General features: G+C 52.5%; 18 protein-coding genes. 15 read left to right on the plus strand and 3 right to left on the minus strand.

Annotation, left to right across the window (positions count from 1 at the left end):
• Positions 1-83: 83 nt before the first annotated feature.
• From ACVBEJ_RS02740 to ACVBEJ_RS02790, 11 genes are all read left to right on the plus strand, one after another.
• Positions 84-1,241: an alpha-hydroxy acid oxidase gene (locus ACVBEJ_RS02740; RefSeq protein WP_447128063.1), complete on the plus strand. Its 1,158-nt coding sequence runs from the start codon at positions 84-86 to the stop codon at positions 1,239-1,241.
• A gap of 12 nt (positions 1,242-1,253) precedes the next feature.
• Positions 1,254-2,831 carry an aldehyde dehydrogenase (NADP(+)) gene (locus tag ACVBEJ_RS02745; protein WP_447128064.1) on the plus strand — a complete coding sequence of 526 codons (1,578 nt, stop codon included), beginning with the start codon at positions 1,254-1,256 and terminating at the stop codon, positions 2,829-2,831.
• Between the two features lie 3 nt (positions 2,832-2,834).
• Complete coding sequence (locus ACVBEJ_RS02750; RefSeq protein ID WP_447128065.1) at positions 2,835-4,085, plus strand: fumarylacetoacetate hydrolase family protein; 1,251 nt, start codon at positions 2,835-2,837, stop codon at positions 4,083-4,085.
• 107 nt (positions 4,086-4,192) lie between these two features.
• Complete coding sequence (locus tag ACVBEJ_RS02755; RefSeq protein ID WP_447128066.1) at positions 4,193-5,209, plus strand: aldo/keto reductase; 1,017 nt, start codon at positions 4,193-4,195, stop codon at positions 5,207-5,209.
• Positions 5,209-6,048, plus strand: a complete 840-nt coding sequence (locus tag ACVBEJ_RS02760; protein ID WP_447128067.1) for an amidohydrolase family protein — start codon at positions 5,209-5,211, stop codon at positions 6,046-6,048. The genes ACVBEJ_RS02755 and ACVBEJ_RS02760 overlap by 1 nt, the downstream gene beginning before the upstream one ends.
• 10 nt (positions 6,049-6,058) lie before the next feature.
• On the plus strand, positions 6,059-6,361 hold the full coding sequence (locus ACVBEJ_RS02765; RefSeq protein ID WP_447128068.1) for a UxaA family hydrolase: 303 nt from the start codon (positions 6,059-6,061) through the stop codon (positions 6,359-6,361).
• A gap of 13 nt (positions 6,362-6,374) precedes the next feature.
• On the plus strand, positions 6,375-7,580 hold the full coding sequence (locus tag ACVBEJ_RS02770) for a UxaA family hydrolase (protein WP_447128069.1): 1,206 nt from the start codon (positions 6,375-6,377) through the stop codon (positions 7,578-7,580).
• Between the two features lie 121 nt (positions 7,581-7,701).
• Positions 7,702-8,478 carry an SDR family NAD(P)-dependent oxidoreductase gene (locus ACVBEJ_RS02775; protein ID WP_447128070.1) on the plus strand — a complete coding sequence of 259 codons (777 nt, stop codon included), beginning with the start codon at positions 7,702-7,704 and terminating at the stop codon, positions 8,476-8,478.
• A 122-nt stretch (positions 8,479-8,600) separates the two neighbouring features.
• Complete coding sequence (locus tag ACVBEJ_RS02780; protein ID WP_447128071.1) at positions 8,601-9,446, plus strand: fumarylacetoacetate hydrolase family protein; 846 nt, start codon at positions 8,601-8,603, stop codon at positions 9,444-9,446.
• Positions 9,447-9,730: 284 nt separating this feature from the next.
• A complete protein-coding gene (locus ACVBEJ_RS02785; protein ID WP_447128072.1) occupies positions 9,731-10,012 on the plus strand; it encodes a helix-turn-helix domain-containing protein in 282 nt (93 codons plus the stop codon).
• A complete protein-coding gene (locus ACVBEJ_RS02790) occupies positions 10,005-11,255 on the plus strand; it encodes a HipA domain-containing protein (protein ID WP_447128073.1) in 1,251 nt (416 codons plus the stop codon). Before ACVBEJ_RS02785 ends, ACVBEJ_RS02790 begins: the two co-directional genes overlap by 8 nt.
• 157 nt (positions 11,256-11,412) lie before the next feature.
• On the opposite strand, the gene ACVBEJ_RS02795 is transcribed toward ACVBEJ_RS02790, so the two are convergent.
• From ACVBEJ_RS02795 to ACVBEJ_RS02805, 3 genes are all read right to left on the minus strand, one after another.
• Positions 11,413-12,312 (minus strand): aldo/keto reductase, encoded by a 900-nt coding sequence (locus ACVBEJ_RS02795; RefSeq protein WP_447128074.1) that lies wholly within the window; start codon positions 12,310-12,312, stop codon positions 11,413-11,415.
• A gap of 271 nt (positions 12,313-12,583) precedes the next feature.
• Entirely contained in the window at positions 12,584-13,936 is a 1,353-nt protein-coding gene (locus tag ACVBEJ_RS02800) for a glycoside-pentoside-hexuronide (GPH):cation symporter (protein WP_447128075.1), read from the minus strand.
• Positions 13,937-14,052: 116 nt separating this feature from the next.
• Complete coding sequence (locus tag ACVBEJ_RS02805) at positions 14,053-17,271, minus strand: TonB-dependent receptor (RefSeq protein ID WP_447128076.1); 3,219 nt, start codon at positions 17,269-17,271, stop codon at positions 14,053-14,055.
• Between the two features lie 275 nt (positions 17,272-17,546).
• Here ACVBEJ_RS02805 and ACVBEJ_RS02810 point away from each other — a divergent pair, with 275 nt between their 5' ends.
• From ACVBEJ_RS02810 to ACVBEJ_RS02825, 4 genes are all read left to right on the plus strand, one after another.
• Positions 17,547-18,152, plus strand: coding sequence for an RNA polymerase sigma factor (locus ACVBEJ_RS02810; protein WP_447128077.1), 606 nt, complete (start codon positions 17,547-17,549; stop codon positions 18,150-18,152).
• Positions 18,152-19,240, plus strand: coding sequence for a FecR family protein (locus tag ACVBEJ_RS02815; RefSeq protein ID WP_447128078.1), 1,089 nt, complete (start codon positions 18,152-18,154; stop codon positions 19,238-19,240). The genes ACVBEJ_RS02810 and ACVBEJ_RS02815 overlap by 1 nt, the downstream gene beginning before the upstream one ends.
• A 170-nt stretch (positions 19,241-19,410) precedes the next feature.
• The gene (abiEi, locus tag ACVBEJ_RS02820; RefSeq protein ID WP_447128079.1) at positions 19,411-19,953 is read left to right on the plus strand and encodes a type IV toxin-antitoxin system AbiEi family antitoxin; all 543 of its coding nucleotides are present in this window, start codon (positions 19,411-19,413) and stop codon (positions 19,951-19,953) included.
• Positions 19,946-20,857 carry a nucleotidyl transferase AbiEii/AbiGii toxin family protein gene (locus tag ACVBEJ_RS02825; protein WP_447128080.1) on the plus strand — a complete coding sequence of 304 codons (912 nt, stop codon included), beginning with the start codon at positions 19,946-19,948 and terminating at the stop codon, positions 20,855-20,857. The genes abiEi and ACVBEJ_RS02825 overlap by 8 nt, the downstream gene beginning before the upstream one ends.
• The last annotated feature ends 186 nt before the right edge of the window (positions 20,858-21,043 follow it).

Raw genomic sequence — 21,043 nt, forward strand, 5'->3', positions numbered from 1 at the left:
TGCCGGACGAAAGGGACACACCTTGACTTTACCCCTCAAAAATCATTTAATTTTCGCAATTGAAAACATGTTTTAAAAATAAAATGCACAATACATTCTTTAACCCCAGCTACCCCGGCACACCAGACCTGAAAAAACGCGCAAAGCAGCGCATGCCCCGCTTTGCCTTTGAATATATTGAAGGTGGCTGCCATGAGGAAATTGGCCTGCTGCGCAACCGCCAGGACATACAGGCCGTGCAACTGCGCAGCGAGCTGCTCAAGCCCTTTGACAGCAGCAGTTTGGAAGTGGAGTTGTTTGGCCACACCTACTCGGCCCCCTTTGGGGTGGCCCCTGTTGGCCTGCAAGGGCTGATGTGGCCCAAAGCGCCAGAAATACTGGCCAAGGCAGCCGCCGAAAAGAATGTACCCTTTATATTGAGCACCGTATCTTCCGCCAAACTGGAAGATATTGCGGAAATTTCCGAAGGCAAGGCCTGGTATCAACTGTACAACCCCACGGACCCGGATATTCGCCAGGACCTGTTAAACCGCGTTACCGCCGCCCAGTACCCGGTACTGGTGGTCACCGTGGATGTACCCACCTTTGGCTACCGCCCCCGGGATATGCGTAACGGCCTGGCGATGCCGCCGAAAATGAGCCTCTCCAACATTCTGCAAATGCTGGCCCGTCCCGCCTGGCTGATGGCCACCGCCCAGGCCGGCAAGCCGGAAATGCAGACATTAAAACCCTATATGCCGAAAAACCTGCCCACCGACCAACTGGCCGCATTTATGAACAAAACCGTCATGGGCCGGGTGGATATGGAGGGTTTAAAACCCATACGGGACTTTTGGAAAGGCCCGCTGGTAGTTAAAGGCCTGATTAACGAAAAAGACGTGGCCACGGCCGTGACTCTTGGCGCCGATGCGGTGGTGATGTCCAACCACGGCGCGCGCCAGCTGGACCAGGGCGAAAGCCCGGTCGCCACTCTCAAGAAGGTGGCGGATAGCTACGGCGACAAAATCAAAATCTTTATGGATTCCGGGCTGAGTTCCGGCACCAATATTGCCAGCGCAATGGCACTGGGAGCGGATTTCACCTTCCTGGGCCGCACCTTTGTTTACGGCGTCGGTGCGCTGGGTAACAAAGGTGGCATTCATACCATCAATATGCTGGCTACCCAGCTGACTCAGGTGATGAATCAGCTGGGTTGCAACACGGTAGCGGATTTGCCGGGCTGTCTGGTAGAACAACAATAACGGAGCACTGACATGTCACACCAACCACAATCCTACATCGCCGGCCAGTGGCTTTCTGCCCCGGGCAAAACCTTTACCTCTTGGGACCCGGTTGCCGATAAAGCCCTGCAGGAATGCGGCACTTGTGGCGAGGCAGAAATTACCGCTGCCTGCGCTGCAGCGGCACTAGCCATGCCCGAACTGTCGCAAAAAACAACTGCTGAAAACGCCGCTTTTTTACGCCAAATCGCCACCGAAATCGAGGCCCTTGGCGATGAGCTGATTACCACCGGCATGCAAGAGACTGGCTTGCCCGAAGTGCGACTGCAAGGGGAGCGCGGCCGCACCTGTGGCCAGATTCGTGCCTTTGCCGACATGGTAGAAGAAGGCTCCTGGAAGCAGGCCAGCATTGATACCGCCCAGCCAGACCGCGCACCGCTGCCCAAGCCGGACATACGCGCCATGCTCAACCCCATCGGCCCCGTGGCCGTATTTGGTGCGTCAAACTTCCCATTTGCCTTCGGCACTCTGGGGGGCGACAGCGCTTCAGCACTGGCAGCGGGCAACCCCATTGTGGTGAAAGGACACCCCAGCCACCCAATGACCTCTACACTGTTCGCCAAAGCCGTGGACAAGGCCATCGCTGCGTGCAACTACCCCGCTGGCACCTTTTCCCTGTTACAAGGCGTTGGCAACGAATTGGGCGGTCAGTTGGTGCAACAGCCCGCTATTCAAGCAGTAGGCTTTACCGGCTCGGTGGCCGGTGGCCGAGCGTTGATGGACCTGGCGGCACAGCGCCCCGTTCCCATTCCGGTATTTGCCGAAATGGGCAGCATTAACCCTGTTTTTATCCTGCCGGATGCACTGGAAACCAATATGGAGGGAGTGGCCAGTGGCCTGGCCGCCTCCATCGCCATGGGTGTTGGCCAGTTTTGCACCTCGCCGGGATTAATTGTCACCCTGAAAGGTGAACTGGCGGACAAGCTGGCCACTGAAGTCTCTGCCCAGGCGACCGGTTCCATGCTCAACCCCGGTATTGCCAGCGCCCTGCAAAATGCCTTGCAAGAGCGCGCTGACATCGCTGGCGTGGATGTACTCAGCGGCGGCGCCACCGCTGGCAATCCGCTGCAACCCAACAATACCCTGATGCGCGTCAGTGCCAGTGACTTTCTGGCAACCCCGGCATTGCTGCATGAAGTCTTTGGCCCCGCATCCCTGTTGGTGGAGTGCGACTCTGTTGCACAAATGCAACAGGTTGCCGATGCCATGCAAGGCAACCTCACCGCCACCCTTCACACGCAAGATTACGACAACCCGGCGGTAAAAAAACTGCTGCAACAGCTCACCCGCGTTGCGGGCCGCGTTCTGTTTAACGGCTACCCAACCGGTGTGGAGGTGTGCCCATCCATGCAACACGGCGGCCCCTACCCTGCTTCATCCCTAGCCGCCGCCACCAGTGTTGGCACGCCGGCTGCGGTGCGTTTCTGCATGCGTAATGCTTACCAAAACTGTCCGGACAGCTTGCTACCTCCAGAACTGCAAAACGCCAACCCGCTGAACCTGTGGCGTTTGCTGGATAGCCAATACACCCAGGCCAAGGTAGAGGAGTAAGCCGTGTCATTAGCAAACTACGCCACCGTAAAAAGCATCGAACTCACCAACAGCCTGCCCAAAAACGGCAACGAAGGCACCTGGGTCGGTCGTGCCTGGTTGCCCGCTAGCCACAGCCCCACAGGGTTTGCCGGTCCCCACGTGATTACCGTGCGCAACGAGCAAATTGTTGAATTATCAGGCACCTTTGAAACCATGGCAGCTGTGGTTGCCAGCAGCAATCCGGTAAACGCGGTACGTCAGGCCGAAGGCAACACCGTTTGTTCACTGGCAGAACTGCTGGCCAACAGTTTGTTCCATCGGCTGCCGGAAGACGCCACACAAGCGGACAAACCCCACCTGCTGGCACCCTCTGACATGCAGGCCATCAAAGCCTGTGGCGTCACCTTTGCGGTGAGCATGCTGGAGCGGGTGATCGAAGAACGGGCCGGCGGCGACCCCAACAAAGCTGCGGAAATCCGCGCGGTGATTCAAGCCAGCATTGGCGATGACCTGCACAGCCTGGTGCCCGGCAGTGACGCTGCCATGGCACTAAAAGAGGAACTGATCAAAGCCGGCCTCTGGTCACAATACCTGGAGGTAGGCATCGGCCCGGACGTGGAGGTATTCACCAAGTCCCAGGCCATGTCTGCCATCACCTCCGGTGCACAACTGGGGGTTCTGGAAACCAGCCAGTGGAACAACCCGGAACCGGAAGTCGCCCTGTTGGTCACCTCCGATGGCCGCATGATTGGCGCCACCCTGGGCAACGATGTCAACCTGCGGGATTACGAAGGCCGCAGTGCCCTGCTGCTGGGCAAAGCCAAGGACCAAAACGGCACCTGCTGCCTTGGCCCCATGTTTCGTTTGTTCGACGACACCTTCTGCCTGGACGATGTAAAAACCGCCGAAGTGGAACTCACCCTGGTTGGCGAAGACGGCTTCCACTCTTCCGGTGCCAACAAAATGAACCAGATCAGTCGCACCCCGGAAAGCATTATTGAGCAAGTGTGTAATCGCTCCCACCAGTACCCGGACGGCCTGGTGCTGTTCCTGGGCACCATGTTCGCCCCCACCGAAGACCGTGGCGAGCCCGGTTTGGGCTTTACTCACCAGGTGGGCGACCGGGTGGAAATTTCCTCCACCAAACTTGGCAAGCTGGTGAACTGGGTAAATTACTGCCACAAAATCCCAGAATGGAAATACGGTTTGTCGCAGTTGATGGACTTTATTTGTAAACAAAAGTTTTGTGAGCAACGGGCGGCGAAGTCGTAAACCCTCGTCATCGCGAGCGAAGCGCGGCGATCCAGCGACTTTGCCTTTAAGACACTGGATTGCCACGTCGCTTCGCGACTCGCAATGACGGATCAGGAAAACACTCTATGAGTTTTGAAAAACGCAAAGTCGGCAATACCGATTTACACATCGATACCTTTGGCTTTGGCTGCGCGCCGCTGGGCAACCTGTATAACCCGGTGGCCGACGACGATGCCAAAAACACCTTAAACACCGCCTGGGACGGTGGTTACCGGTATTTCGATACCGCCCCTCACTACGGCCAGGGTTTGTCGGAACGCCGCACGGGAGATGTGCTGCGTGGCCGCGACGATTACGTGCTGTCCACCAAGGTGGGGCGTTTATTAAAGCCAGCAGGTTATGCGGAAGAACGTCACTGCTATCGCTCACCCATGCCTTTTGACATTCACTACGACTACAGCTACGACGCCATTATGCGCTCGTTTGAAGATAGCCTGCAGCGCACCGGCCTGGACCGCATCGACATTCTGTACATGCACGACATCGGCCGGGTCACTCACGGCGATGCCAACGACCACCATATGCCCATTGCCATGGACGGTGGTTACAAAGCCATGGACAGCCTGCGCAGCCAGGGGCTGGTAAAAGCCATTGGCCTGGGAGTCAACGAATATCAGGTGTGTGAAGAATCCCTGGAACACGGCGACTGGGATTGCTTCCTGCTGGCTGGGCGCTACACCCTGCTGGAGCAGGAATCCCTAAGCACATTCTTGCCCAAGTGCGAGCAGCGCAACTGCTCCATTGTTATCGGCGGTGCCTACAATTCAGGTATTCTGGCCACCGGCACCAAAAAAGGCGGCACCCTGTATTACGACTACGGCCCGGCACCGCAGCACGTCATCGACAAAGTGCGCCAACTGGAAGAACTGTGCGAACAACACGGCATTCCACTGGCGGCAGCGGCACTGCAATTCCCGCTGGCACACCCATCGGTGGTCAGTGTTATCCCCGGCATGAGCAATCCGCGCCGCATCGCTCAGACGCAAGCGCTGATCGATACCCGGATCCCTGCCGAATTCTGGCAGGCAATTCGCGATAAAAACCTTGTTGACGAAGCGGCACCGTTACCAGGGGGTCTGTAATGATCGTCGACAGCCATCAACACTTCTGGAAAATCGCGCGCGGTGATTACCGCTGGCTCACCGCAGATCTTGGCCCGCTGTACCGGGATTTTTTGCCTGTGAACCTCAGCGACTGTCTGGCCGATGCCGGTATTGAAAAAACCGTGCTGGTACAAGCGGCGGACAGTGAAGCCGAAACCCGCTACATGTTGGAACTGGCTGCACAAAACGACTTTATCGCCGGTGTGGTCGGCTGGGTGGATATGGCCGCCAGCAATGCCGCACAACGCATTGGCGAACTGGCAAAAAATCCCTACCTGAAAGGCTTTCGGCCAATGATTCAGGATATTGCCGACGACAACTGGATGTTGCAGCCAGAACTGGACAACGCCTTTAACGCCATTCAGAACAACGGCCTGAGCTTCGATGCCCTGGTATTGCCCAGGCACCTGCCCAACCTGCTGACCCTGCTGCAACGCTACCCCGGTTTAAACACCGTGGTAGACCACGCCGCCAAACCGGATATCGCCAGTGGCGACCCCGAACACTTGTCCATAAAGCAATGGCGCGATGATATTGCCGCCATTGCCGAACAAACCACAGCCATGTGCAAAGTATCCGGCCTGGTGACCGAGGCCGGTGAACGCACCGGCCAAAAAGATATCCAGCCCTACTTCGACCACCTGTACAACTGCTTTGGCGCCAATCGCCTGATGTGGGGCAGCGACTGGCCGGTGGTGAACTTGAGCATGGACTACGGCCAGTGGCGCAGCCTCAGCCTGGCGCTGATTGAACATTTGACCGACACCGAAAAACAACAACTTCTGGGCGGCAGCGCCGAGAGTTTTTACCGACTATAGGAGACGCCACATGGCACAATCCGTGGACGACATCATTCGCCTGCACAGCAGCGACAACATTGGCGTGAGCCGCCGCAACATTTCTGTGGACGAAACCATCACCATCAACGGCACCCCTGTGCGCGTGGCGGAAGACATTCCCGTCGGCCACAAAGTGGCGCTGAACAACATTGCCAACGGTGACAAAATTCTCAAATACGGCGCAGCCATCGGCTCCAGTACCACCGACATTGGTATTGGCCGCCATGTGCATATGCACAACATGAAAAGTGACTACATCGCCAGCCACACCCGCGAAGGGTTAAGCAAGTAAGAGGTTAATACGCATGAAAGGTTATTTACGACAAGACGGTCGCAAAGGCATTCGCAACGTGATAGCGGTTGCCTATCTGGTGGAGTGCGCGCACCACGTATCGCGCCAGGTGGTGATGCAAAGCCAGTTGCAAAACGACACCGATCAGGTACACCTGATTGGCTTCCCCGGTTGCTACCCCAACGACTACGCCAAAGACATGATGGACAAGCTCTGTACTCACCCCAACGTGGGTGGTGTACTGCTTATTTCACTGGGTTGCGAAGGCTTTAACCGCGAATCGTTGCAGCAGGCCATCGAAGCCAGTGGCCGCCCTGTAGCCACACTGGTGATTCAAAACGAAGGCGGCACCCGCAAAACCATTGACGCGGGCGTGGCCAAAGTGAAACAACTTCTGGAGCAAACCCGCGATGTCGAACAAGTGCCAATGACCGTGGACGAACTGGTGGTAGGCACCATTTGCGGCGGCTCCGACGGCACCAGTGGCATTACCGCCAACCCCGCTGTTGGCCGCTGTTTTGACAAACTGGTGGAACAAAATGCCACCTGTATTTTTGAAGAAACCGGCGAACTGATCGGCTGCGAAGACACCATGTACGAACGCGCCGCCACCCCGGAGCTGGCCAAAGAAATTGAATCTGCCATGATCAAGGCCTCCGATTACTACACCGCCATGGGCTACGGCAGCTTTGCACCGGGCAACGCCGAAGGCGGCCTGACCACCCAGGAAGAAAAATCCATGGGTGCCTACTGCAAATCCGGCGATTCGCAGATTCACGGTCTGATCAAACCCGGCGATATTCCACCCACCGGCGGTTTGTATTTGATGGATGTGGTGCCCGATGGCGACCCCAAATTTGGCTTCCCGAACATTTCTGACAACGCAGAAATTGTTGAACTGATCGCCTCTGGCAGCCACGTGGTGCTGTTCACCACCGGTCGCGGCTCTGTTGTAGGCTCTGCCATCTCGCCGGTGATTAAAATTTGCGCCAACCCGGAAACCTACGCGCGCATGTCGGAAGACATGGACGTCAATGCAGGTAAAATCATGCAGGGCGAAGGCAATGTAGATACCGTTGGCGACGAAATTTACCAACAGGTGATTTCCGTGGCGGAAGGCAACCCCAGCAAATCCGAAGAAATGGGCCACCAGGAATTTATTTTGACCTACAAACAATTTGAACCCATTGGCCCAAGCTGTTTGCCACTGTCGGCATGAACGAAATTGACCTGTAGGGTGGATTAGCGCAGCGTAATCCACCACTGCGCCACACCATTGGTGGATTACGCTACGCTAATCCACCCTACGGGATGACTCAACTTTATTAGCAGGAAAAACCATGACCCAACGATTCACCAACAAAACCGCCCTGGTTACCGGCGGTGCCAGCGGTATTGGCCAAAGTGTGTGCCTGCGCCTGGCGCAAGAAGGTGCAAACGTATTAATTTTGGATTTAAACCAGGCAGCCGCACAGCAAACAGTGGAGCAAATCCAGACCGCAGGTGGCACTGCCAGCGCCCACGGTTGCGACATTTCCAACACCGAAGATACCAAAAAACTGTTGGCAGAGCTGGATGGCAATACCCCCATCGACATATTGGTCAACAGCGCAGGCATTGCCCACATTGGCAGTATTGAACAGTGCGCGGAAGAAGACCTGGACCGTTTGTACAACGTCAATATAAAAGGCACTTACAACACCATGGCGGGATTAATTACGGCCATGAAAGCGCGCAAGCACGGCGTCATTTTGAACCTGGCATCGGTAGCCTCCTCGGTGGGCATTGTCGACCGTTTCGCCTACTCCATGACCAAAGGCGCGGTACTGACCATGACCCTGTCTGTGGCCAAAGACTTTATTAAAGACGGCATACGCTGTAACTGCATTGCCCCGGGGCGTGTTCACACGCCATTTGTAGACAACTTTCTGGCCGCCAACTACCCGGACAATCAACAGGAAATGTTCGAAAAACTGTCCAACACACAACCCATTGGGCGCATGGGAAAACCGGAAGAAATGGCCGGTATTATTGCCTACCTGTGCTCCGACGAAGCCAGCTTTATTACCGGGTGCAACTTCCCCATTGATGGCGGATTTGTGACGTTGAATAACTGACCCCCTCGTCATTGCGAGCACAGCGAAGCAATCTCCAGAATCCAGCAGAGGAATCACGAGATTGCCACAGTCGCTACGCTCCTTCGCAATGACGAATAATTAACTCATTTCGAGGAACCACCATGAAACTACTCCGCTACGGCACACCGGGCAACGAACAACCGGGCATTCTGGACAGCGACGGCAATATCCGCAGTTTGACCGGCCACATCGCCGACATCGACGGCGCGGCATTCACCGCTGAAGGCCTGGCCAAACTGCAAGCCATCGACGTCAACAGCCTGCCCCTGGTGGAAGGCGATGTACGCATTGGCGCTTGCGTTGGCAATATCGGCAAGTTTATTTGCATCGGCCTGAACTACGCCGACCACGCCGCCGAAACTGGCGCTCCCATTCCCGAAGAACCAGTGGTATTTATGAAAGCCACCAGCTCCGTCATGGGCCCCAACGACACGGTAGTCATTCCCCGCAACAGTGAAAAAACCGACTGGGAAGTGGAACTGGCCATGGTTATTGGCAAGGAAACTGCGTACGTCAGCGAAGAAGAAGCCGCCGACTGCATTGCGGGTTACTTTGTCTGTAACGATGTATCTGAGCGGGAATTCCAACTGGAGCGCAGCGGCCAATGGGATTTGGGCAAAGGCTGCGACACCTTTGGCCCCATCGGTCCTTACGTGGCCACCAAAGACGAAATTGACGACATCGCCAACCTGGGCATGTGGCTGGATGTGAATGGCAAGCGCTACCAGAACGGCAACACCTCCACCATGATTTTTAACCCGGCGTTTATTGTCAGCTTCCTGAGCCAGTACATGAGCCTGCAACCGGGTGACGTGATCTCAACCGGTACACCTCCAGGTGTTGGCCTCGGCCAGAAGCCGCCTATTTACCTGAAGCCGGGTGACGTGATTGAGCTGGGTATTGAGGGCTTGGGGTCGCAGAAGCAAACCGTAGAAGCCAGTCAATAAACAGCATCACTCACCGCCACCCAAACCGTCATTGCGAGCGAAGCGCGGCAATCCAGTTTCTTTACACTCTGCGTTAAAAGCAAAGCCGCTGGATCGCCACGCTGCGGTGACTCACACCATCCATGGTGCTCGGCCTGCGACCACTTTGTGGCTTTATCGTACGTGACAAAATGTTCACCAAAGAGCTAAATATGCACGTAATTATCACGTACGGTACATATTTGTTGCCCTGGTATCATTTGCATGCTATTTTTTACCGTACGGTAATTTTTTGCAGGTGAAATATGAGCAACGATCAGGTGCAATACGGTGCGGTTCGGTCGACCGAGGAGCTCGGCAAGCTTGTGCGTGCTCACCGAAAACAACGGAAGCTGACACTGGAAACGATTTCCGGATTGGGTAATCTGAGCACCCGCTTTCTTTCTGAATTTGAGCGCGGCAAGGAAACCGCAGAGCTCGGCAAAGTGTTACAAGCACTACGCACATTGGGGTTGGAAGTGGTGGTTCAGCCCCGTAGGGGCACGCCATTCAGACCGCCATCAAAACAGGATGGACGCCATGCTTGACCCCGATGGCCTTAATGTCTGGAGCGATCAACGGCTCGTCGGCTACCTGTGGCGAAACACCCAGGGGCTGATCGGTTTTCGTTACGAAGATGAATGGCTGGCGCAAGGTAAATTTGCCATCTCCCACGCCTTGCCTTTGCAGGCAGAAGGTTTTTCACCGGAAGAAGGTCTTGCTCATCGTTTTTTCGCCAACCTGTTACCGGAAGGTGGTGTCCGCGACCAGATAGTTCGCGACCTCAAAATCGCCAATACCGACTTTGATTTGCTTCGCGCCATTGGTGGCGAATGCGCGGGCGTGCTTTCCATATTGCAAGCAGAGCATCAACCCTCAACAGAGCACGCGTACCACAAAGTCTCGGACGAAGAGCTCGCCAACCTGGTTGCCCGCCGAGGTCAGGTGTACACCTGGACTGCCAATGAACGCCCCCGGCTGTCTTTGGCCGGAGCCCAGGACAAATGCCCTGTTCTGTTGAAAGACGACGATTACTGGCTACCCAAGAAGGAGTCTCCCTCCAGCCACATCCTGAAATTCGAACTATCAGATTATCGTCATCTACCCGCCTACGAGACATTTACCACCCTGCTGGCAGAATCCATCGGCCTGCCAGTTGTTGACATCCAGCTGCGCTCAATAGCTGACACACACTATGCGTTGATTGAGCGTTATGATCGACACCCGCTTGAAAACGGCCAGATTGGGAGGCTGCATCAGGAAGATTTTTGTCAAGCGCTGGGCTTCGGGCACGAACGCAAGTATCAGGAGGATGGTGGACCGACATTTGCGGACTGTTATCAGCTGGTGCAGGATGTTTCCACCGACCCTGCCAACGACGTGCAGCACTTACTTCGCTGGCAAGCCTTCAACGTCCTGGCGGGAAACTCAGATGGCCATGCCAAAAACCTTTCTCTGCTGCACCAGGCCAATGGTGAAATCCGCTTAGCACCTTTTTATGACCTGGTTTGCACCCGCGCCATAGAACGCATTGATTACCATCTGGCTTTTTCCGTTGGCGATGAAAGAAATCCGGGGATTGTAAGCCTGAAGCATTGGGATACGCTGGCAAACCAGTGTGGCTTGCGTCCCCAGTTCCTCTGGGATCAAGTCCTGAATGTTGCTAGCGGGCTGCTGGAGAACCTGCAGCACGTAAGGGAAAACTTCGAAAACCTTTATGGCAAATATGCGGCACTGCAACGGGTTGAACAGATTGTCACCAAACAGTGTCAGCGCACGATCAACGAATAAAAGGAGGTGCCACTTTATCCCAAGTAGCCAGGACAAGGAGCCGATATTTGTCGGCGGTATTATTAACCCGGCAATACATGAGGACTCGCCTTCCCATAAACAAATAGGGACGCCAACGCCGCTATCGCGGAAATGGTGCATTTTTTAGAAGTGCCCTTTATGGTATTCGATGTCCTTTCGATGCCTCCCAAACCCGATACCACTGCTCCCTGTTCATATTCAGGTTAACGGCTTCTACTGCCGCAGCGGTACGCTCAATACTACGGCTGCCCAATACCGGCACGGCGCCACAGGGCAAACGCAGCACCCAGGCAATAATCACCTGATCAAGGGACTTTGCTGCCAATTCTTCCTGCAATTCTGTCAATACCTTGCGCAGCCTTTTCTCTTGATCACTGTCGCCGGTAAAAATGGCACCCCCGGCCAGGCAAGACCAGGCCATAGGGCGCACGCGCAATTGCTGTAGCTGATCGAGAGTACCATCTTCCGTGACAGCAAAACGCAGGGGATTGATCTCTACTTGATTGGTGACCAGAGGGGCGTCCAGGCGAGACTGCAACAACGCAAATTGTCCAGGCGTAAAATTCGACACCCCGAAATGCTTTACCTTGCCAGCCGCTTTCAGCCGCTCAAATGTGGCGGCCACTTCGTCCGCATCGAGCAAATAGTCTGGCCGGTGAATCAGCAGCACATCCAATTGCTCAATCCCGAGGCGGTTCAGTGACAGATTTACGGAGGCTTCCATGGCTTTGCTACCGGTATCATAGTGGGCGGCCTTGCCAGGGTTTTCGGGATAAATCCCGCACTTGGAAACAATCTCAAGTCGGTCACGCAACGAGGGCTCCAGCCGTAAAGCATCACCAAAAAGCTGTTCGCAGTTTGTTTGTGTATAGCCGTAAATATGGGCGTGATCGACCGTACTTATGCCCAGCTCCAGGTGCTGCTTGATATAATCCAGGCACTCCCTGGCACTCAAGCCCCACTCAGACAACCGCCAGTAGCCCTGTACCAGCCGGGAAAACAGCGGCCCTTCCGGGCACATGGGTATTTTATTCATTGCCGCCATACCTGTCTTTTTGGCTCTTTGATTTGCAAGGTATCTTAGGAGCGCAACCAGGGCAATCGGGCTTAAAACCTCCTAACCCGTCATTCCCGCGCAGGCGGGAATCCAGAAACCACCGTATTGCAAAGTTTTGGTGCCATACCCCATATGGATCCCCGCCTGCGCGGGGATGACGCTCCTTTTGATGCTATCGTCAGTAAATAATTTTTCAAAACCTTAGAAAGAGGTTGGCTTTCAGTCTCAAAATTGACTTTTGTTGAAAAAATTAAGCGCGATTGCCCTCGGAGCGCAATTGTTCGAGCTGCCTGGCATTTTCACTGACCACCGCAGATGTCAGCCTCATACGCTGCAAAACTAACGCAGTCAAGACAAAGCCAACCGCAGGGATCACGGTAAATATAAACAAAATCCCGGAAATAGCCTCGTCCGCCTGCTCCACTCCGCCACTTTGATAACCGTAAGTGGCCAACAGATAAGTCGCCAGGGCACCGCCGATGGCCAGGCCGATTTTCAGGGAAAAGATGGTAAACGAAGAAATCAAACCATCCAGGCGGCGCTTGTATTTCAGCTCGCCGTAATCGGTCACATCCGCCATGGAGGAGAAAATCAGCGGCGCCATCATTTGGTTAAAAAACCCCACAAAAAACTGCACCACCAGAATAGCGATCATGGCGCTGCCGGAAACAAAGTAGGTGAGCACCGACAATACTGCGCTAATAAAGCACAGCATCACCCAGGCGTTGCGCTTACAGATGACTTTTGTCACCGAATTAGACAGCGCACTGCCAAGAATGCCCCCCACCATCCACACCGACAAAAATACAGACAGAGTAATGCCCGCATCGGCGGCGTAGTAATTAATGTAATAGGCAAACATGGTGCCTTTCAGAGTTTGCGACACCACGACCAGCAATACCGCCAAACCCAGTAGACGCCACTGGTCATTGGCAAAAACCTGTTTACAATCATTGGCAAAATTTTTCTTGCCACTGCTGGCAGGTACTACTCGCTCTCTGGTGCTTGCAAAGCAGATCAGAAATAACACTACCGACAAAGCAGCCATAACCATCATTGCCTGACGGTAGCCCACCGCCTTGTCACCGCCCCCCAGAATATCCGTCAGAGGTAATACACAGGCAGCGATAATCAGCCCCCCTGCGGTGGCTGCAGCAAAACGATAAGAGTTCAGCGACACCCGTTCGGCGGGGTCGGCAGTCATTACGCTGCCCAGAGAGAAATAAGGAATATTGGTTGCGGTAAATAACAACATCAGCAACGCGTAGGTGGCGTAGGCGTAAATGGTTTTCCCCTGCTGCTCTAAATCCGGAACAGTAAACACAAGCACAGATGCCACAGCATAAGGAACGCAAAGCCACAATAAGAATGGACGGTATTTACCCCAGCGTGTCTGAGTTCTATCCACCAGAGCACCCATCAAAGGGTCTGTTACCGCATCAAAAATGCGTACAAACAGAAAAATTGCCGTTACTGTGGTGGCATCCAGGCCAAATACATCGGTGTAGTAATACGCCAGTAGCAAAACAACTGACTGATACACAAAATTGCCTGCCATATCACCCAGGCTAAAGCCCACTTTTTCTTTTACGCTTAATTTCATAGCAATTCACTGTGTAGAAAAAAAGGCCGGAAACACAAGTTACCGGCCAATATAGAGGGAATAGTAAATATCAAGGTATGGGCAAAAAGCTCCCGCGCCCATACCTTGAATCAGGGTTAGAAAGTACCACGAACACCAAAGGCGAAACGTGTACCCACATGAGACAACGACTCAAATCTGTCGCCAGCACCTGGGATTCTTTCAAACAGCTCTTGTTCTTCGTCCGTGAGGTTAACCACGTTGGCAAACAGAGTAACGCTGTCGTTCAGGCTGTAGCTGATAGAACCATCCAGCTGACCGAAGGACTCAGCGAAAATCTGACTGCCCAAGCCGCCAACACCATCGGGAACCAGCAGGTAATCGCTGCGATAGCTGTACGACAGACGTGCTTCGAAATTATCTTTTTCGTAGAAGGCTGTCAGGTTGTAGCTGAGGTCGGAAACGCCGGGGAACGCGATGTCGGCTCCGGTTTCCAGAAACTCAGCGGAGTTTTCAGCCAAAGTCACATTAAAGTTATAACCAAAACCGGACTCAAAGGCGTGCAAGTAACCAAACTCCAGGCCCGTTACCTGAGCTTCACCCTGGTTATCTGGCTGGCTCAATTGGTCCAGAGCGATGGGGGCGGAGGAGCCGTCCTGTTCGATACCAATAGCGCGGATATTTGCACTACCCAGATTACTTACGTTGTTGTTGGTAACAACTGCGATGTAATCTTCCAGAACCTTGTCGAACACACCCACGTAAAGGGCGCTACTTTCGGCAAAATACCATTCAACGCCAACATCAAAGTTGGTAGATTCGTAAGGAGACAGCCCAGGATTACCCGCGGTAGCAGCAACGGCAAAGTTATCGCCGTTATTGTCACAAGAACAGTTGGGGTTTAAAGACAGACCCGGTGAAAGGTCGTTAAATGTCGGACGAGTCAATGTTTTCGACGCAGCCACACGCAGGAACAGATTTTCACTCAGTTCAAACCGCAGATTCAGGCTAGGCAGCACGTTGCTGTATGTTTCGCTGGAGCTGAAGGGAGTTGCATCGCCTGAGGTAAAGCCGTCAAATACAGTTGTATCCTGACCGCCGTTATCCTGAACCCGAAGTTCAGCATCAAACCCATTTACATCCTGTTGTGTGGATACTACGCGGAAACCAACATCACCAGCATAGGGAATACCACCAATGGTTCCATCCAGATTCACCTGAAAGTAAGCAGCAAAAGTGCTTTCTTCTACGTCGAAGGTGCCAAATGGGTCATTCGGGATTACATTCACAATACCCAAAGCTGCACGCTGTGCGGCGTTATCGGGAAATGCCAAGCTGTCATAGGCAAACGTTGAATTGAAGCCTCCATCCAGAAAGTCGCTGGCACCGCGAATAAATCCGGCAGCTCCGGCTGTTACACCCTGATTCACAACACTACCATCAACTATCGAAGAACGAGTGTTCTCTTTTTCACGGGTTCTGTAGCGCGCACCAATTTCAAATGAAGAAATAAAATTACTCTCTACGTCTTTCTTGGCATCAAACTGGAATGCCAATTCTTCATCATCGTTATTGGCAATGCGATCTTCAAATACAGAAACAACAAAGTTATCAGCGTTGCCGAGATCCGTATTTGCACCACCTCCAGCATTGGTCTGAACGATGTTGAAACCACCATCAGTTACCGTAGTTTCAAACAGGAAAGTGCCGTTATTACCATCGTGGCGAACTCGGTCAAAGCGATTAATACCCTCTGCTTTCGAATAGCTCAGATCACCAACCAGTGTCCATGAACCAACTTCACGAGTGACATTCAGGCCAAAAGCAATATTTTCATCTTCCGCATCTTGCAAGTCAGTGGTCAACTCAGGACGCAAAGAAGAAGGAATAACGGTAAATGCACCGCCGCTAACCAGATCACCTACCTGAATACTGCCGTCGGGGTTTACAGTCTGTCCAGACAAGTCGCCGGGAAAGGGAATTGGCAGGAAGATCAAGTTGGAACCAGATGAACTAATTTCGCGGTTGGTATAAAAAATATCCGCCACAATGTCGGTGTTACCATCATCCAGTGACCACTCGAGAGTACTGGTTACGGTATAGCGATCACGGCTTTCGCTGATGGATTCCAGGTTGTTGGACAGTGGGAACGGGATGCTTGTAACAGCGTCACTGGTACCATCGTTATCGATATCGAAAGGACCAACGGTACCTACAGCAGCAGACGGGAAATAACCAAAGGTACGAGACAGGTCTTCACGAATAGAACGCTCTGAGTAGGAAACAGAAGTCAAAATACCAAAAGTTTCTGAGTCATTCGCCCAGCTGTACAAGCCAGAAACAGACGGGTCTGTATCTTCATTAAAGTCTCGATAAACGCCCTGAATAGTACCAGCCAGTTTGTGACCAAGTGTCAACGGTCTGGCAGTTTTCAAGTTAACCACACCACCAATACCACCTTCTACATGCTTGGCCGATGAGGTTTTAATTACTTCAAGAGTATTGATAATTTCTGATGGCAGAATATCGAAGTTGGACGCACGACCAGTACTGGTATTAATGCCACCGTTAATATTCGGGTCTACAAATTCTGTAGCACTTAACAATGTGCGGCCATTTACTGTGCCGCGAACAAACTCCGGCCCCAGACCGCGAATAGATACAAAGTCACCTTCGCCGCGATTTCTCTGAATCGCAACACCAGGAACTCGCTGTAGCGCCTCAGCCACATTCTGGTCAGGCAGCTTACCCACATCCTCTGCACTGATAGCGTCAACGAAACCGGTAGAGTTCTCTTTAATACTCAAAGAACGTTCCAGCGAGCCTCTAATCCCTTTAATAACAATTTCTTCCTGAATATCCCCTGCGCCTTCCTGAGCCAATACTCCAGCGGACGCACCGGCACCTGTAATTGCTGCAATAAACGCGGCCAGACCAGTTTTCTTTTTAAAAGGCATATCTTTACCCCCTTCTCGGGCTTTTACCATAGCAATGGTTAAAACCCCATTTTGATTAAATTCCCCGGCAAGCCGGGAACCTTTAAGCAAAATAGCCAGTGCTTCGCGAACCGAATACTGCCCTTTAAGAGGCTGGCTTCGGGTATCACCAATATCACTGTGGGAGAAAAGTAGTGGCGTATTGGACTGCTGTGCCATCAGGCGCAGCGCCATTGCCAAATCAGTAGCGGGAATGTCGAACTGATACTGCTGTTCCGCAGCCTGCAATCCGGATGGAACACAAACCACCAACAGAAGATACAACAGCCCTGCTGACACTTTTCTCATACTATTTCGCATGAGCGCAGCAATGGCGGTTGATATAAAGCCTGATGAACCAGGGTGGATCGTTGCGCTCATGAAGAAGACATTCCCATTTGAGCAAACCCTCTATATACCGGTAAAAAAAATGTAAAAATAATGGCGCACCAGCCAAAACAATCCACCAAACCGGTTATTAACAATATTATTTAGCTATAAATACAAAGACTTACAAAACCTTCTTGCACCACACTGGAGCAGTGCCATTCACCCACAAAACGGCCTGTTGCGCAAGGTGTTTTCATAAGACACCAACAGTGCTACCATTTCTCATATAAAAATACATTTCATAAGCGTACTCACAGGTCATATATATGCCCAACAAGTCGCAACACAACCAACGGTCGGGGATTCTGGGCAGTTTTCTGGGGTTGGAAAACGAGCTCAAACACTATCTGTTAAAGATACTGGTACGGCGTGAAGATGTGGAAGATATCTTACAGGACACCTTTATCAGGGTATCCAACGCCGAGAAAAAGACCGAAATAAAGGCCCACCGTCCATTCCTGTTCAAGGTTGCCAAAAACCTGGCACTGAACCGAATCACTCAAAATCAGCGAAAAGTTGCCCGCTATATAGAGGATTTTGAGATTTCCGAGGTCATAGACAGTAAGTCTTCTGTGGAAAGCTGCGAAATGGCCCGGCAAGAGCTGAATAAATTTTATACAATGCTGACGGAAGCCCTGCCCACCCAATGCCGCAAAGTATTTATTTTGCGCAAGGTGTACGGCTTCAGCCACAAAGAAATAGCCCACAAACTGGGTATTTCCGTGAGCACCGTTGAGAAACACGTGATTAATGGCATGAGGCGCTGTGACCAGTTTATGGCCGCCAATGCCAATAGTAGTTCGCAAGAAAATCCGGGTGAGGTGGCTCCCACTATAAATAACCTGGTTTCGTTTATAGAGCATCGTTCCTGATGAATATTGTTGACATCAACAAGTCCGGCAAGCGGGATACGCCCGATGTTACGGAACAAGCTTACTTCTGGGCCGCCAAACTGGATGGCGAACCCAGTGAGTCTCTGCTGGCTGAGTTCCGGGAGTGGCTGTTGGAAGACAAAGCGCACCAAAAAGAATTCAAGCGGGTTGCCGCCATGTGGGACGGGCTGGACGGCTACCTCACTGACTTGCTGGCTCAAACCGAAAGGCGTTCTCTCCAATCTGAAAGACACTCACCCCTGGCCGCCAGTCAACAGCCCCGCCATCGCAGCCCATTCAGGTTTGCCCTGGCTGCCTGTGCTTTTGCAGCAATATCCATTGTTGCCGTGCTGATTGCAAAACCGTTGCTGTTTGGTGACTACCAGCAAACCCACAGCACTCTTGTCGGCGAAATCAAGAAAGTGGATTTGCCAGACGGTTCCGACCTGCAGCTGAACACCAATACCAAAGCGCAAATTGACTACCAAAGCGATGCCCGCCTGGTTCACCTGGTCAGTGGCGAGGCACACTTTAACGTCGCCCATCAGCCGGACAAGCCGTTTATTGTTTACGCCGGAGACGTTGCCGTAAAAGCTATTGGTACCGCCTTTTCTGTGTATATCAAAGACGACAATAGCGTAGAGGTCATTGTGTCTGAGGGCACCATAGAACTCGCGGCTATTGAGGCTACAGCCTCACAAAAACGGAGCCAGCTGAATCAGCTGACCCCGCAAAAAACCCTGGGCAGATTCAGCAAAGGGCAGCGCACATTGCTGGCAGACAGCATACAAAGTGTCGAGAAAAAATCCGAACAAGAGCTGACCAAAGAGCTTTCCTGGCGCAGTGGCATGCTGATTTTTGATAATCAGCCGCTGGGTGAAGTGGTTGATGAAGTCAGTCGCTACACCAACACTGACATTGTGGTGGAAGAATCGATTCGCGATATGGCCATCGGCGGCTACTTTCCAGCGGGTAAAACCGACATTTTGTTATCTACCCTGGAAGAATCCTTCGACATTGAAGTGCATCGCGTGAGCACTTCGCGGGTTGAGCTTTTCCCCAAATCCGCCAACCTCGATACGCAGTGAATCAATCGTCGCGAGGACACTTCCGTCATTGCGAGGCCGAAGGCCGTGGCAATCTCCAGCAGATTTGCAGCGTACATCATAAGATTGCTATAACTTTCATTTTTTGCAGATTATGTGTACATTTAAACCACATATGTGTGGTTTAAATGTACACTAAATGGGTTTGCACGATGAAAACACTCGATATTGTCATGGGCCTGAATGAACTGGATAAAGCCGGCCAGTACGTATTTACCAAGTCGGGTTTGAAAAACTGCTTTTACCCCAACGTGAAAAAACCGACTTTTGAGAGAAGCCTTGAACGCTTGGTGGAAAAGGGCGTGCTGAAACGTGCAGCCAGGGGAGTATACGTTAACCCACACACACGTAATGATAAGGGTTACACCATTGAACTGGTGGCCAAAGCCCTGCGGGAAGGTGAATACAGCTACGTGAGCCTTGAGTCTGCGCTGTCTGAATATGGGGTTATTTCACAAATTCCGGTTGACCGTCTGACCCTAATGACCACCGGGCGCAAGGGCGTTATCAAAACACCCTACGGCATCATCGAATTTACCCATACCGCCAAATCCCGGCTCAAAATTCTACAGAACATAGTCACGATCCCTGATAGGCCGCTGAGAGTGGCACGAGTAGAACAGGCGTATTCGGACCTTAAACGAGTGGGTCGCAATGTGGATATGGTGGATGCAATGGAGCTATCAAATGACTGACAGGGCAAACTTTAAAGAACTGGTGGCTATGGCCATGACCAATGGCAAACACCGCCACATGCGCCCCGTGGTGGAGAAAGAGCTTTTGCACTACGACATCCTGTTTGCACTGAAACAACAATCCATCCTCGGAGATATTACATTTCAGGGCGGAACAAGTTTGCGGCTGTGCTATGGGTCAAACCGCTACAGTGAAGACCTGGACTTCGCCGGAGGCACTCATTTCTCCACCAATAAACTGATGGAAATCAAAGATGTGGTAGAAAGATACGTGGCTGATCGCTATGGCTTACTGGTCACCGTCAAAGAACCTGCAGAGATGAAACAGGATCCTTCCTATGGCAATGTGAGCGTGAACAAATGGCAAATTAGCGTTGAAACCTCACCGGGCCAACGGGACATTCCCAGGCAACGGATTAAACTGGAGATCGCCTCCGTACCCGCCTACACACGGGAATTAAAGATTCTCCATCAAAACTACGACTTCTTACCCGATGGCTACGATTCCCTGGCAGTACCCGTGGAATCCACCCAGGAAATTCTCGCAGACAAACTGGTTTCCCTACCGACATGCACCCGCTATATCCGACACCGAGATATTTGGGACATTGCCTGGCTATCCCAAAAAGGCGCGACACTCGACTGTGAACTGATTGAGCGCAAGCTGGGCGACTACGGAGTCGATGATTACCAGAGCTTGGTGCAAAATTGTCTGAAAAAACTACCTGGTATTGTTAAAGGAAAGGCCTTCCTTGATCAGATGCAGCGATTTTTACCCATAGATGTAGTTGAGCGCACACTACATCAGGAGGCGTTTTATAAGCACCTGGTATCCGTAAATTCTGAATTGCTGGCTAAGTCAGCAGGCCTTAGCAGCAGCTCGTCGCCATCATTCCCTATGTAGGGCGGGCCATCTCATCCAAATCAATGTTATTTCAGCGAATTCCATGCCTTTACAAAGTTGCCGCAGGGTACATTCGCGCAGCGTAATCCACCAATTCATGTCATCGCGAGAAGCATATCTTTACTACCGTCATTGCGAGTGCTATTCCCCGTCATTGCGAGCGCAGCGAAGCAATCTCCATCCGGT

Source organism: Porticoccus sp. GXU_MW_L64, from assembly GCF_052983295.1.

Bases quoted from the DNA above. Each gene is read 5' to 3' on its own strand.
- ACVBEJ_RS02740 (WP_447128063.1), top strand. From the start codon at position 84: ATGCACAATACATTCTTTAACCCCAGCTACCCCGGCACACCAGACCTG.
- ACVBEJ_RS02745 (WP_447128064.1), top strand. From the start codon at position 1,254: ATGTCACACCAACCACAATCCTACATCGCCGGCCAGTGGCTTTCTGCC.
- ACVBEJ_RS02755 (WP_447128066.1), top strand. From the start codon at position 4,193: ATGAGTTTTGAAAAACGCAAAGTCGGCAATACCGATTTACACATCGAT.
- ACVBEJ_RS02760 (WP_447128067.1), top strand. From the start codon at position 5,209: ATGATCGTCGACAGCCATCAACACTTCTGGAAAATCGCGCGCGGTGAT.
- ACVBEJ_RS02765 (WP_447128068.1), top strand. From the start codon at position 6,059: ATGGCACAATCCGTGGACGACATCATTCGCCTGCACAGCAGCGACAAC.
- ACVBEJ_RS02770 (WP_447128069.1), top strand. From the start codon at position 6,375: ATGAAAGGTTATTTACGACAAGACGGTCGCAAAGGCATTCGCAACGTG.
- ACVBEJ_RS02775 (WP_447128070.1), top strand. From the start codon at position 7,702: ATGACCCAACGATTCACCAACAAAACCGCCCTGGTTACCGGCGGTGCC.
- ACVBEJ_RS02780 (WP_447128071.1), top strand. From the start codon at position 8,601: ATGAAACTACTCCGCTACGGCACACCGGGCAACGAACAACCGGGCATT.
- ACVBEJ_RS02785 (WP_447128072.1), top strand. From the start codon at position 9,731: ATGAGCAACGATCAGGTGCAATACGGTGCGGTTCGGTCGACCGAGGAG.
- ACVBEJ_RS02790 (WP_447128073.1), top strand. From the start codon at position 10,005: ATGCTTGACCCCGATGGCCTTAATGTCTGGAGCGATCAACGGCTCGTC.
- ACVBEJ_RS02795 (WP_447128074.1), bottom strand. From the start codon at position 12,312: ATGAATAAAATACCCATGTGCCCGGAAGGGCCGCTGTTTTCCCGGCTG.
- ACVBEJ_RS02800 (WP_447128075.1), bottom strand. From the start codon at position 13,936: ATGAAATTAAGCGTAAAAGAAAAAGTGGGCTTTAGCCTGGGTGATATG.
- ACVBEJ_RS02805 (WP_447128076.1), bottom strand. From the start codon at position 17,271: ATGAGCGCAACGATCCACCCTGGTTCATCAGGCTTTATATCAACCGCC.
- ACVBEJ_RS02810 (WP_447128077.1), top strand. From the start codon at position 17,547: ATGCCCAACAAGTCGCAACACAACCAACGGTCGGGGATTCTGGGCAGT.
- ACVBEJ_RS02815 (WP_447128078.1), top strand. From the start codon at position 18,152: ATGAATATTGTTGACATCAACAAGTCCGGCAAGCGGGATACGCCCGAT.
- abiEi (WP_447128079.1), top strand. From the start codon at position 19,411: ATGAAAACACTCGATATTGTCATGGGCCTGAATGAACTGGATAAAGCC.
- ACVBEJ_RS02825 (WP_447128080.1), top strand. From the start codon at position 19,946: ATGACTGACAGGGCAAACTTTAAAGAACTGGTGGCTATGGCCATGACC.